The sequence below is a fragment of the Streptomyces sp. IMTB 2501 genome, assembly GCF_001953885.1.
In the GTDB taxonomy this organism is placed as follows: domain Bacteria; phylum Actinomycetota; class Actinomycetes; order Streptomycetales; family Streptomycetaceae; genus Streptomyces.
Genome location: NZ_MQUS01000026.1, coordinates 26424 through 39326, shown reverse-complemented (window position 1 = coordinate 39326; position 12903 = coordinate 26424). Strand labels below are relative to the sequence as shown.

Here is a 12903-nt window from a genome sequence, read left to right as displayed (position 1 = left end):
TCCGGGCGACGCCGGTCCTGTCGGCACGGATCTCCCCGGCACCGCACCCGCCGGCCCCGCTCTGGCCCTGGCCTCCGCCGCGAACGGCCCTTTCCCCGAGGCCGCCGTCACGTCCGAGGTCTCGCCGACGATCGCGCACCGCACCAGCCGTACGCCCTGGGCCGCCGCCACCCGCTCGGCCCGCGCGCAGGCGGCCGTACGGCCCTCGGCCCAGTGGTCCGCCGCCGCGAGCGCCGCCAGGTCCGCGCCGCCGGCCGCCCGGTGCCGGACCACCACGGCCTGTCCGAGTGCGAGTACGGCGCCGAACACCACACAGAGCACGGCGATCGCCCCCAGGCTCCACACGGTGGCGGACCCCCGGTCGGACTGTTGCCGGTCCCGCGCCCAGTCTCTCCTCACGGCCCCGCCTCCCCAGCCCCTGCGGTCTCCTCGGCCCCTGTCGTCTCCTCGGCCGGTGCGACGGCCTCCTCCCGCACCTCGAACGGCAGCCCGCTCAGCACCGGCGGCCTCGCCACCACCGTCACCCGGACCTGGTCGCCCTCGCGCCCGACGGTCACGCGCGCCCCGCGTGGCGCCGCTTCCCGGGTCACCGTCACCACCGCGTCGGCCGGGTCCTGCCGGGCGGCGGCCCGGGCGCCGATGCGGGCGGCGTCCACGCACCGGATCTGCGCGGCCACCACGAGCAGCCCCCAGACCAGTGCCATCGTGAACGCCACCAGCACACACAGCACCACGGCCGCCTCCGCGGTCACGAACCCCCGGTCCGCGCCTCGCTCACATCCGCGCACTGAGGGCCTTCTTCACGATGTCCTGCAGCTCCGCCCGGACCTGGCCGCTGGTGACGACCTCGTAGAGCAGCAGGGCGAACCCGACGGCCGCGATGATCCCCATCGCGTACTCGGACGTCACCATTCCGGCGTCCCCGCGCCGCTTCCCCCACAGCCGTACCGCCGCTTCCTTGATCTTCCGGTGCATTCCAACCCCCGCGAGATTCATGTCTCTTGCTCTTCTCCGCTCTTGCTCTTCGTCGCGACTTCTTCGGTGCCTGCTCGGGCTCGTTCGCTCGCGTTCGTCCCCGTATCGCCTCACCTGCCTCTCATCACGCCGCCCGCGAGTCCGATCACGACGGGCAGCACACCGACCGCGATGAAGGCGGGCAGGAAGCACAGACCCACCGGCGCGGAGATCAGTACGGCCGCGCGCCGGGCCCGGGCCGTCGCGGTACGGGCCCACTCCGCGCGTGCGTCCGAGGCGAGGCGGGCTGCCGGGCCGGCCGCCGGAAGCCCGGACTCGTCGGCCCGCTCCAGCAGCCGCGCCAGGGCTCCGGCGCCGGGCAGCTCGGCCAACCTCCGCCAGGCGGCCGCCGGTTCACCACCGAGCCGTACCTCCGCAGCGCCCTGCGCCAGCGCCTGTCCCACGGGCCCGCCGAGCGCCTCGCCCACCGCCTGGGCGGCGATCACCGGGCCGGCGCCCGCAGCGACACAGGCGGCCAGCAGGTCGGCGGCGAGCGGGAGTTGGCGGGCAGCCGCGGGGGCGTCGACCGGGTCCGCCCGGCCGGATGCCGCCTGCCTGCTCCGCCAGCGCCACAGCACGACCCCGATCCCCAGCCCCAGCGCAGCCCCGGTCACACCCCCGACCAGGACCCAGGCGCCGCACACCGCCCCGGCCGGCGGCAGCCACCGACGCGCGGCGTCCGCCGCCACGAACCGCGCTCTGGTCACCGGAACTTCCCGGCTCAGCAGCTCGGCCACCCGCCGCCTGGCCCGACGCCGGCGCCGGACCAGGTCCAACCGCCAAGCCGTCCAGCCGAGAGCCAGCGCCACACCCGCGACCATCCCCAACCTGTGGACAACTTCCCCGCTCATACCGCCCGTTCTCCTCACACGTCCCGTCCCCGAGCGCCCGTCACACGCCGCGCCCCGCACACTGCCTCTTCGCTGACACCGCCCCCCGCTCTCCGCACGTCCCGGAGCGCAGCGGATCGCCGCTCCCCCTCACACCGCCCCCGCCTGCCGCACGATCCGCGCCGCCCACCACATGCCGGCCGCCTCGAACGCCGACCCGGCTGTCAGGCAGGCGAGGCCGGGGCCGGTGTGGAACAGCACATGGAGGGGGGCCGCGCCCAGGGCCGAGCCGAGCAGCAGGCCGAGGGCGGGCAGGACGGCGAGCAGTACGGTGGTGGCCCGGACACCCGCCAACTGGGCCCGCAGGTCCGCACGCTGGTCCCGCTCGGCCCGAAGGGCCGCCTCCAGCCGGTCCAGGCCGGCCGCGAGTCCGGCGCCCTGGTCCACGGCCACCCGCCAGCACGCGGCGAGCCCGAGCAGGCCCTCGGCGCCCGGCTGCCGGGCCGCCGCGGCGAGCGCGCCGGGCACGTCCCCGCCGAACCGCGCCGCCGCGGCCACGGTCGCCTGCGCCTCGCCCAGCCCGCCGGAGTCACACGCCGCCCGCAACAGCGCCTCGCCCGGCTGCCGTCCGGCGCGCACCTCCCCGGCGAGCGCCCCACACAGGGCGATCACCGCGTCCGCCCGCCGCTCCCGGACGCGCCGGTCCTGGCGCGCCAGCCGCACCCGACGCAGCACCGGCACCCCGGCCGCCCCCGCGGCGGCCGGAATCACCGAGGCCCCCAGCAGCCCGATCAGCAGGCCGGCCGCCAGCGCCCACCATTCGACCCCCAACCGGCCGCGCAGTCGGACCAGTTCCGCGCGGGCTTGGTCCCAGGAGGGCGGACCGATCGCCACCGCTCCCCCGCCCGCGAGCAGCAGCCGCGCCCGCCGGGCTCCGTAATGAGGCCCGCCCAGCAGCCAGACCAGCGCGCCGAGACAGATCAGCGCGGCCGCCATGGACGTCTCACCGGTCACTTCCGTCACCTTTCTCCGCCCTCCCCGAACCCGAACTCGCCCGCGGCGTCAAGGAGGTGCCGCAGCCGCTCCCAGCCCCGCTCCCGCACGAAGGCCCGCTCGCCCCAGCGCAGGGCCGGGACCGTCCGGACCAGCCCTGTGGCGTCCCGCTCCAGTACGTGCACCTCGGCGATCCGACGCCGCCCGGACCTGTCCCGTACGAGATGCACGACCACGGAGAGCGCGGCCGCCAACTGGCTGTGCAGTGCGGCCCGGTCCAGCCCGGCGGCCGTGGCAAGCGCCTCCAGGCGGGCGGGTACGTCTCCGGCGGCGTTGGCGTGGACCGTGCAACAGCCGCCCTCGTGGCCCGTGTTGAGAGCCGCGAGCAGATGCACGACCTCGGGTCCGCGGACCTCTCCGACGACCAGCCGGTCGGGCCGCATCCGCAGCGCCTGCCGGACGAGGTCCTCCAGGGTGACCAGGCCGGCGCCCTCCTGGTTCGCGGGCCGGGTCTCCAGCCGGACGACATGCGGGTGGTCCGGCCGCAGCTCGGCCGAGTCCTCGGCGAGCACGATCCGCTCGCCCGCTCCGACCAGGCCCAGCAGCGCACTGAGCAGGGTCGTCTTGCCGCTTCCGGTCCCGCCGCTGACGAGGAAGGACAGCCGGGCCGCCAGCAGTGCCCGCAGGATCCGGTCGCCGCCGGGCGGCACGGTGCCGGCCTCGACCAGTTCCTCCAACGTGAAAGCCCTGGGCCGTACGACCCGCAGGGCCAGGCAGGTGCAGCCGACGGCGACCGGGGGCAGCACCGCATGGAGCCTGGTGCCGTCGGGAAGCCGGGCGTCCGCCCACGGCCGGGCGTCGTCCAGCCGGCGTCCGGCCACGGCGGCCAGCCGCTGCGCAAGGCGTCGTACGGCCGCCGCGTCGGGGAAGGTCACCGGGGTCAGCTCCAGTCCCCCGCCGCGGTCCACCCACACCTGGTCCGGGGCGGACACCAGGACGTCGGTGACATCCGGGTCGGCGAGCAGCGGCTCCAGGGGGCCTGAGCCGACGAGTTCCGACCTCAGCTGCCGGGCCGCGCCGAGGACCTCGGCGTCGCCGAGGACCCGGCCCTGTTCGCGCAGGGCCTGGGCCACGCGCGCGGGGGTGGGTTCGGCGCCGCTCTCGGCCAGCCGGCGCCGGACGCCGTCAAGCAGGGCGGCGCCGTCCGCGCGGTCAAGTCCGGGGAGGCTCATCGGGTGCCTCCCGCCTCGACCAGCGCGCGTTCCCAGAAGTTCGCGCAGAAGCGGGCGAGCGGGCCGCGTCCTGTCGCGGCGGGCGGTTTCGCGCCGCCGTGCGGGCGCAGCAGCGGCGGTTCGACCGGCACCTCGCCGGCCAGCGGCAGGCTGAGCAAGCGGGCCACCTCCCGGTCGTCCAGGCCCGGTGCGTACGGCCCGCGTACCGCCACGCGCAGGTCGCGCACGACCATGCCGACGGCGGAGGCGACCCGGCCGGCGGCCGCGACCGCGCGCAGGTCGGCCGGGACGACGAGCAGCGCCAGGTCGAGCTGGGCGAGGGCTTCGGCGACCCCGTCGTCGAGCCGGCGGGGCAGGTCGACCGCGACCGTGCCGCCGCGCCGCCGGGCGGCGGCGAGCACCGCGCGCACCGCCTGCGGCGGGATGGCGACGCAGTCCCCGCGGTCCCAGCTCAGCACCCGCAGGGCGTGCAGTTCGGGCAGGGACTCCTCCAAGGCGCCGCCGCCGACCCGGCCACGGGAGGCGGCGAAGGCGGGCCAGCGCAGTCCGTCGGCGCTCTCGCCGCCGAGGAGTACGTCGAGTCCGCCGCCGAGCGGATCGGCGTCCACGAGGAGGGTGCGCAGTCCCTCGCGCGCGGAGGTGACGGCGAGCGCGCACGCGAGCGTGGAGGCGCCGGCCCCGCCCCGGCCGCCGATCACCCCGACGGTGAGCGCTGGGCGGCCGACGCCCTCGGCGACGTCGGCGATCCGGTCGACCAGCCACTGCTCGCCGTCGGGCAGCATCAGGACGTGGTCCGCGCCGATCTCCACAGCGCGTTTCCACACCCCCGGGTCATCCTGGTCACGGCCGACCAGCACCACTCCGCGCCGCCGCGGAGCCGCGCCGACCCGGCGGGCGGCGTCGTCGCCGACCAGCACCAGCGGGGCCGTCTCCCAGCCGTCACCGTGGTCCGGTACGCCGTGGTGAACCACGGGTGTGGCGCCCGCGGCCGCGCACAGGCGCAGCAGGTCGTCCAGGAGTTCGGCGTCCTCGGTGACGATGAGCGGCCGGTCCGGTCGGTCTCCGGTGCCGGGCGGCGGGTCGTGAGTGACGGTTCCGGTCACGGGTGTTCCCCCCTCGCTGCGTGGGCCGCGCAGCCCCTGCGGCCACGCGATTCCCAAAGGTGTGAAGAACCGCCAAGCGGCCCCCCATATGAACGGCCGACAGAAACCGGCCAAACGCGCTCCGACAATCGGAACCGGCCATGAACTCGCCGCGGCCCGAGCGCGCTGGAATCACGGTGCAGCGATCCGCGAAATCATGTGGATCTTGGTGGAAAACTGTGGACAACTCAGCGGCTGTGAATATCGCCGTCACCCAAACCGGTGACCTCTGTACCGATCCCTGTGCGACTTCCACAGAGCAGCGCGATGATTACCGGGAGTGACGGATCATGGGCGCCCGGAAGCGGCGGCCGCGACGGCTCGATGCCGGTCCCGCAGCCGGAAGGAGAAAGGGAGAGAAGAGTGAAAACCCATCTGGACATGCGACGACCCCCGCCGGGGGGGAGAGCGGGGGTCGTCCCCACGGCCGACTCGGGGGGGGAGGAGTCGGACCGGGTTAGCACGGTCGCGAACGATCCGTGACTTCCATGGTGTACCCGAGAGCCCTCTCAGGCAAACCCACGCGCCCCACCTTACGCCGAATGGTGGGCGCCTATGCTCGGGGGCGTGGAAAACCACTCCTTGCCCCGCGCAGCAGCCTTCTTTGACCTGGACAAGACGGTCATTGCGAAGTCAAGCACACTCACCTTCAGCAAGTCCTTCTACCAAGGTGGGCTGATCAACCGCAGGGCCGCGCTGCGCACCGCATATGCCCAGTTCGTCTTCCTGGTCGGCGGCCTGGATCACGACCAGATGGAGCGCATGCGCGAGTATCTGTCCGACCTGTGCCGCGGCTGGAACGTGCAGCAGGTGCGGGAGATCGTCGCCGAGACCCTGCACGACCTGATCGACCCGATCATCTACGACGAGGCCGCCTCCCTCATCGAGGAGCACCACACGGCTGGCCGGGACGTGGTGATCGTGTCCACCTCGGGCGCCGAGGTGGTGGAGCCGGTCGGCGAACTGCTGGGCGCGGACCGGGTGGTGGCCACACGCATGGTCGTCGGCGAGGACGGCTGCTTCACCGGGGAGGTGGAGTACTACGCCTACGGCCCGACCAAGGCCGAGGCGATCCGGGAACTCGCCGAGTCCGAGGGCTACGACCTCGACCGCTGCTTCGCCTACAGCGACTCCGCCACCGATCTGCCGATGCTCCAGGCCGTCGGGCATCCGCACGCGGTGAACCCGGACCGCGCGCTGCGCCGCGAGGCAGTCGCGCGCGGCTGGCCGATTCTGGAATTCCGGCGACCGGTCCCGCTCAAGAAGCGGCTGCCCTCGTTCTCCGTCCCGCCCCGGCCCACGCTGGTCGCGGCGGCGGCCATAGGAGCGGCGGCCGCGACCGCCGGTCTCGTCTGGTACGCCAGCCGGCGCCGGAGCACCGCCTGAACCGGAGCATCACCTGGCACCGGAGCATCGCCTGACACCGGCATGCCACCCGAACGGCGCCCGTTTCACCCCTGTTTGAACCTGCAAGTAAAGAACCGCAGGCAGGGGTTCCGCTTCCTCCCCGCTCGCGGTACAAAGACTTTAGGCCCGCGAGACCAGAGGACATCCGCGAGGATCACCTACCACTACGCACTTGGCCCACGGACCATGCATGGACATCGGGCACCCACGCGACGTCGACCCGTCGATTACGGGCCAGCCGCACCAGGTGACGGGCAAAGCTCCCGACCTGATGGGCAGATATCGAGGACGCTTGGTAACCCGGTGAGCATGCCAGCGGCGGTACGAGGACTCGTACCGCCGCAACTCGTGTAGAGACGTTTCCTCAGGCCGCACCGCGCTGCAGCGCCTCGCACACGGCCGTCGACTCACGCGCCCCCAGCTCGATCGCCCTGGCGCAGTGGGCGATCCACGCCGTCATGCCCTCGGGGGTGCCGGAGACATATCCGTCCAGCGCCGCCAGATAGGAAGCGCGGCCCAGTTCGGCATGGCCGACCTCGGCCGGGCAGATCGCCTTCGGGTCCAGGCCGCTGCCGATCAGCACGATCCGCTCAGCCGCGCGCGCGACCAGGCCGTTGTGGGACACGAAGGGCCGCAGCGCGAGCAGTTCGCCGTGCACCACGGCGGCCGTCACCAGCGCGGGCGCGGACGTCCCGGCGATGATCAGATCCGCGAGCCCCTCCAGCCGGCCGGAGACCTCCCGGGCGTCAGGCAGCGGCAGCTCGATCAGCGGCTCGTCCACCGGCTCGCCGGCCTGGCGCGGCCTGCCGACCTCGTCGGTCTTGTCGGCCGCGGCCACCAGGTGCAGCCGGGCCAGCACCCGCAGGGGCGACTGCCGCCAGATGGACAGCAGCTGTCCCGCCTCCGCCGAGAGCCTGAGGGCGGCACCCATGACGCGCGACTCGTCGTCGGCACTGAAGTCGGTGCGCCGCCGCACCTCCTCCAGGGCCCAGTCGGCGCCGGACAGCGCCGCGGAACCGCGGGCACCGCGCAGGGCCGCCTCGCCGGTGATCTCGGTGCTACGGCGCCGCATGATCCGGTGCCCGTAGACCCGGTCCACGGCCTTGCGCACGGACTCCACGGAGTCGGCCACACCGGGCAGCGAGCCCAGGGCCGCGAGCGGGTCGGCGTTCGCGCCTGTCGTACTCATGAGTACGACCCTACGCACCCCGGCGACCCACCCCTCGAAGGAGTGGTCTTCTTCACTTCCCCCTGACACATACAGCCATCACCTCACTACCCTTGGTGAACATGAAAATTGCTTTCGTCGGGAAGGGCGGCAGCGGCAAGACCACCCTCTCCTCCCTCTTCATCCGCCATCTCGCCGCCACCGGCGTCCCGGTGGTCGCCATCGACGCGGACATCAACCAGCACCTCGGTCCCGCGCTCGGCCTCGACGAGGCGGAGGCGGCCGCGCTGCCGGCCATGGGCGAGCGGCTGCCCCTGATCAAGGACTATCTGCGCGGCTCCAACCCGCGCGTCCGCTCCGCCGCCACGATGATCAAGACGACCCCGCCCGGTGAGGGCTCACGGCTGGTCCGGGTCCGGGAACCCAATCCGGTCTACGACGCCTGTGCGCGGCCGGTGGAACTCGACGGCGGCGCCGTCCGTTTGATGGTCACGGGCCCCTTCACGGACGCCGACCTGGGGGTCGCCTGCTACCACTCCAAGACGGGAGCGGTGGAGCTGTTCCTGAACCACCTCGTCGACGGCCCCGACGAGTACGTCGTGGTTGACATGACGGCGGGTTCGGACTCCTTCGCCTCCGGCATGTTCACCCGCTTCGACATGACGTTCCTCGTCGCCGAGCCGACCCGGAAGGGGGTCTCCGTCTATCGCCAGTACAAGGAGTACGCCCGCGACTTCGGCGTCGCCCTGAAGGTCGTCGGCAACAAGATCCAGGAACAGGACGACGTCGACTTCCTGCGCGCGGAGGTCGGGGACGACCTGCTCGTGACCTTCGGTCGCTCGGACTGGGTGCGTGCCATGGAGAAGGGCCGGCCGCCCCAGTTCAACCTCCTGGAGGAGGCCAACGCCCGCGCCCTGCACGCCCTTCGGGCCACCGCGGACGCCACGTACGAGCTACGGGACTGGGAGCGCTACACCCGCCAGATGGTGCACTTCCACCTGAAGAACGCCGAGGCGTGGGGCAATGAGCGCACCGGAGCCGACCTGGCCGCACAGGTCGACCCTGGCTTCATGCTCGGCGAAGAGATCGGTGCGGGTATGACAACTCCCGTGTGACGCCTGCTGCTTGTCCCTCACCGCTTGACACCTACTGCTTGACCGCCGGCGCCCCGGGCACGCCCTTCGGGGCCGGGGCCGGGCTGCCGGACAGGAAGGACGCCCAGCCTTGCCGGGGGGCCTCGCCCACCTGCAGGGTGCGCAGCTGCTTCAGGACCTTCGGGTCCTGGGCGTCCAGCCAGTCGGCCAGCTGGTGGAAGGACACACAGCGCACGCCGGGCTTGTTGCACACCTCCCTGACCGTGTCGTCGACGGCGCGCATGTAAGTGCCGCCATTCCACGACTCGAAGTGGTTGCCGATGATCAGCGGTGCGCGGTTGCCGTCGTAGGCCCGGTAGAAGCCCTTGACGAGGCCGTCGCGCATCTGGTCGCCCCAGTAGTCGAACTTGTCAGGGTCGCCCTGGGTCTGGGTGCCGGACTGGTTGACCATGAAGTTGTAGTCCATGGTCAGCTGTTCATAGGTGTGCCCGGGGAAGGGCACCAGCTGCATCGACAGGTCCCACAGGCCTTCCTTCTTCTTGGGCCAGACCTGCTCGTTGACCCCGCTGGAGTCGTAGCGGAAGCCCAACTGGCTGGCGGCCTTGATGAAGTTCTGCTGGCCCTCCAGGCAGGGGGTGCGGGCACCGATCAGCTCCTTGTCGTAGTCGAAGGGAAGCGGAGCCGACTTCTTCATGCCGGTGTTGGACTTCCAGGACTTGACGAACTGCTTCGCCTGAGCGATCTCGCTCTTCCACTCGTCCACCGACCAGGTGCCGACCCCGCCGTCGGGCCCGCAGAAGTGGCCGTTGAAGTGCGTGCCGATCTCGTTGCCCTCCAGCCAGGCGAGCCGGGCCTGTTTGACGGTGTCGGCGATCCCCTTCTCGTCGTTGAAGCCGATGTCGGAACTGCCCGGCGAGTGCTGGGGCGGCTTGTACTGTTCGCGCTTCTCCTTCGGCAACATGTACACGCCACTGAGGAAGTACGTCATGGTCGCGCGGTTCTCCTTGGAGACCTTGCGGAAGTGCGAGAACAGCTTCTGGCTGTCCTCGCCCGCTCCGTCCCAGGAGAACACCACGAACTGCGGCGGCTTCTGCCCCGGCTTCAGCCGCTCCGGTCTGGGCAGATGCGGCTGAGAGCCGGTGTACGCGGTGGATCCGTCACCGATCAGCCGGAGCACACTCTGGGGCGCCGGGGCAGCCTTCTGCGGGCCGGACACCCCTTTCTTCGAACCGTGGGAGCCGGTCGCGCAACCGGCGAGCGACGAGGCACAGGCCGCGGCGACCACGACGCCGACGGCGATCCTCTGGGTGGCGGTCATGCTCCGCCCACCTTCTTCCTTCTCTCAGGCGAACGCTGACGTGGGCTGCTTTCTGGCGATATGCCGGGACTGCACCGGCAGCGCCGCCAAGGTCCCACGGGAGCGAGAAGGAATTAGTACGACAAGCCGATCAAATGATTAGTTCACTCATGCGTGCGATCGACTGGGCCATTTGCACCGAAAAGCAATGCCTTGTCTTTACGTGTCATTGCGATTCGTTTACCGGCGTTGATCCATCCCGCCCAGTCCGCGACCGTGCCGCCCCGGAGGAGACGGGACCATGTCAGCCTGCGCACCCCCGCACCCTCAGCACCCGCATCCGCCGCACGCCCCGCCGCCGGGCCACCGGCCCCGCTTCCCCGTGGCGGGCGCCGACCCGTCCGCGTCCGTCTCGGTCTTCCTCATCGCCCTGCCCCTGTCCCTGGGCATTGCCCTGGCCACCGGCGCTCCGCTCCAGGCCGGCCTCGTCGCCGCCGCCGTGGGCGGACTCGTCGTCGGCCGGCTCGGCGGCTGCCCGCTCCAGGTCAGCGGTCCCGCCGCCGGGCTCACCGTGGTCACCGCCGACCTGATCCACCGCTACGGCTGGCGGGCGACGTGCGGCATCACCGTCATCGCCGGACTCGCCCAGCTCGCTCTCGGCTGTCTGCGGGTGGCGCGCGGCGCGCTCACGGTCAGCCCCGCCGTGGTGCACGGCATGCTCGCCGGGATCGGCATCACCATCGCCGTCGCCCAGCTGCACATCGTCCTCGGCGGCAGCCCGGACGGCTCCGTCCTCGCCAACCTGCGTGCGCTGCCCGCCCAGTTGGCAGGTCTGCGTCCGGGCGCCGTCTCGATGAGCGCGCTGACGCTCGCCCTGCTGCTGGCCTGGCTCCGTCTGCCCGGCTGCCCCGGTCGGCTGCTGCGGAGAGTGCCTGCCGCGCTCGTGGCCGTGGCCGGGTCGACCGCGACGGCGGCCCTCACCGGGCTGGCCCTGCCCCGGGTCGAGCTGCCGGCCTGGCGCAGCCACGCCCTGGCCGGACTGCCCGAGGGTCCTGCGCTCGGCCTCGCTGCCGCCGTGCTCACCACCACCCTGGTGCGCAGCGTGCAGTCGCTGCTCGGGGCGGTGGCCGTGGACAAGCTGGTCGCGGCCCGCCCCGGCAGTGTCTCCCGGGGCGGGGCCGCTCCGACCTCGACCGGGAGCTGCTGGGCCAGGGCGCCGCCAGCATCGTCTCCGGGGCGCTCGGCGGACTGCCGGTCGCCGGGGTGGCCGTGCGCAGTACCGCGAACGTGAACTCCGGTGCGCTGAGCCGGAACTCCACGACGCCGCACGGCGTTCTCGTAGTAGTCGCCGCGCTGCTGATGGTCCCGGTCCTGGGGGAGATCCCGCTCGCCTCCCTCGCCGCCCTGGTGATGGCCGTCGGTATCCAGATGATGTCCCTGCACCACATCCGCGCGGTGACGCGCCACCGGGAAGTGCCGGTCTACGCCGTGACCACACTCGGCGCGGTGGTCCTCGGCGTCCTTGAGGGCGTGTTCCTCGGCGTCGCCGTGGCGGTCGCCCTCGCCCTCCACCGCCTTGCCCGCACCCGCATCACCCACGAAGAGAAGGAAGGAGTCCATCACGTACGGATCCAAGGTCAGTTGACGTTCCTCGCGGTGCCCCGGCTCAGCCAAGCCCTGCATCTCGTACCCCAAGGCGCCCACGCCGTCGTGGAGTTGGACGGTTCGTTCATGGACCACGCGGCGTACGAGTCACTGCAGGACTGGACGTGTGCCCACACCGCGCGAGGCGGTAGGCCGAGGTGTCGGGCCGGCGCGGCGGAATCCGGACCGCCGGGCCGCCCCCGTCCACCCGGTGCCGCCGCCGGCCCTGGACTCCCTGGCACTCACCGGTCCTGCTTCCCGGAAATCGTCGCCGCCCCGGCGGGCCGGGACGCGGGGCGGGAACTCGCCCGTGGGATCGGCTCGTTCCAGCGCAACACCGCGCCGCTGGTGCGGGCGGAGCTGGCGCGGCTCGCCCGGGAGGGGCAGCGGCCCGCGCAGCTCTTCCTCACCTGTGCCGACTCCCGGCCCGGCACGTCGATGACCACCGCCAGCGGTCCCGGCGATCTGTTCGTCGTCCGCAACGTCGGCAACCTGGTGCCGGCGCCGGGCGAGGAACACGGCGACGACTCGGTGGCGGCCGCCGTCGAGTACGCCGTGGAGGTGCTCGGGGTGCGCTCCATCACCGTGTGCGGGCACTCGGGATGCGGGGCGATGCAGGCGCTGCCGACCGCGAGCGGGGTGGGCGGGAGCACCCCGCTGCGGCGCTGGCACCGGCACGGGCTGCCGAGTCTGGCGCGGATGACCGAGGACCGGCGCGCCCGGCCCCGGCTCGCGGGCCGGTCTCCGGCGGACGCGTTGGAGCGGCTGTGTCTGGTCAACGTGCTCCAGCAGCCGGAGCACCTGCGGGCGCACACCCCGGTGGCCCGGACGCTGGCCCGGGGCGAGCTGGAGCTGCACGGGATGTACTTCCACGTGAGTGAGGCGCAGGCGTATCTGCCGGCGGGGAGCGAAGAGGGCGGCCTGTTCGAGGGCGTCAGGGGAAAGATCACGGAAGGGGTGGTCACCGGGGAGACGCACAGTCCGACGTGAGAGAACGGCACTTCGGCAGGGGCACCTGGATAGGTCTAAACCAATTTTTCCGTCGGCCCTTGTCATCGGACCCCCGCGTCTGATGAGCTGTG

10 protein-coding genes and 2 pseudogenes are annotated in these 12903 nt (G+C 72.6%); 3 read left to right on the top strand and 9 right to left on the bottom strand.

All coding sequences use genetic code 11. The annotated features are described in order from the left end of the window. Positions 1–21: 21 nt before the first annotated feature. The 7 genes and pseudogenes from AV521_RS34240 to ssd all read right to left on the bottom strand — a co-directional run. Positions 22–399 (bottom strand): annotated as a pseudogene (locus AV521_RS34240) (Rv3654c family TadE-like protein); the annotation flags it as partial. Continuing rightward, entirely contained in the window at positions 396–752 is a 357-nt protein-coding gene (locus AV521_RS34235; protein ID WP_076094081.1) for a TadE family type IV pilus minor pilin, read from the bottom strand. The gene AV521_RS34235 and the pseudogene AV521_RS34240, both read right to left, overlap by 4 nt. A 22-nt stretch (positions 753–774) precedes the next feature. Beyond that, entirely contained in the window at positions 775–975 is a 201-nt protein-coding gene (locus AV521_RS34230; protein WP_076094080.1) for a DUF4244 domain-containing protein, read from the bottom strand. 110 nt (positions 976–1085) lie between these two features. Continuing rightward, a complete protein-coding gene (locus AV521_RS34225) occupies positions 1086–1865 on the bottom strand; it encodes a type II secretion system F family protein (protein WP_076094078.1) in 780 nt (259 codons plus the stop codon). Positions 1866–1994: 129 nt separating this feature from the next. Beyond that, the gene (locus tag AV521_RS34220; protein WP_179023605.1) at positions 1995–2840 is read right to left on the bottom strand and encodes a type II secretion system F family protein; all 846 of its coding nucleotides are present in this window, start codon (positions 2838–2840) and stop codon (positions 1995–1997) included. A 23-nt stretch (positions 2841–2863) separates the two neighbouring features. Continuing rightward, the gene (locus AV521_RS34215) at positions 2864–4069 is read right to left on the bottom strand and encodes a TadA family conjugal transfer-associated ATPase (RefSeq protein ID WP_076094074.1); all 1206 of its coding nucleotides are present in this window, start codon (positions 4067–4069) and stop codon (positions 2864–2866) included. Beyond that, positions 4066–5172: a septum site-determining protein Ssd gene (gene ssd, locus AV521_RS34210; protein ID WP_076094072.1), complete on the bottom strand. Its 1107-nt coding sequence runs from the start codon at positions 5170–5172 to the stop codon at positions 4066–4068. Before ssd ends, AV521_RS34215 begins: the two co-directional genes overlap by 4 nt. A 594-nt stretch (positions 5173–5766) precedes the next feature. Here ssd and AV521_RS34205 point away from each other — a divergent pair. Continuing rightward, on the top strand, positions 5767–6597 hold the full coding sequence (locus tag AV521_RS34205) for an HAD family phosphatase (protein WP_076094070.1): 831 nt from the start codon (positions 5767–5769) through the stop codon (positions 6595–6597). A 385-nt stretch (positions 6598–6982) separates the two neighbouring features. Here the strand turns inward: AV521_RS34205 and AV521_RS34200 are convergent, their stop codons facing one another. Continuing rightward, entirely contained in the window at positions 6983–7807 is an 825-nt protein-coding gene (locus tag AV521_RS34200; protein ID WP_076094068.1) for a Fic family protein, read from the bottom strand. 101 nt (positions 7808–7908) lie between these two features. Here AV521_RS34200 and AV521_RS34195 point away from each other — a divergent pair, with 101 nt between their 5' ends. After that, positions 7909–8901 (top strand): ATP-binding protein, encoded by a 993-nt coding sequence (locus tag AV521_RS34195; protein ID WP_179023591.1) that lies wholly within the window; start codon positions 7909–7911, stop codon positions 8899–8901. 31 nt (positions 8902–8932) lie between these two features. On the opposite strand, the gene AV521_RS34190 is transcribed toward AV521_RS34195, so the two are convergent. Continuing rightward, on the bottom strand, positions 8933–10198 hold the full coding sequence (locus tag AV521_RS34190; RefSeq protein WP_076094064.1) for a hypothetical protein: 1266 nt from the start codon (positions 10196–10198) through the stop codon (positions 8933–8935). A 280-nt stretch (positions 10199–10478) separates the two neighbouring features. Between AV521_RS34190 and AV521_RS34185 the strand changes: the two are divergent. Further along, positions 10479–12811: pseudogene (locus tag AV521_RS34185) on the top strand (SulP family inorganic anion transporter). Positions 12812–12903: the final 92 nt, after the last annotated feature.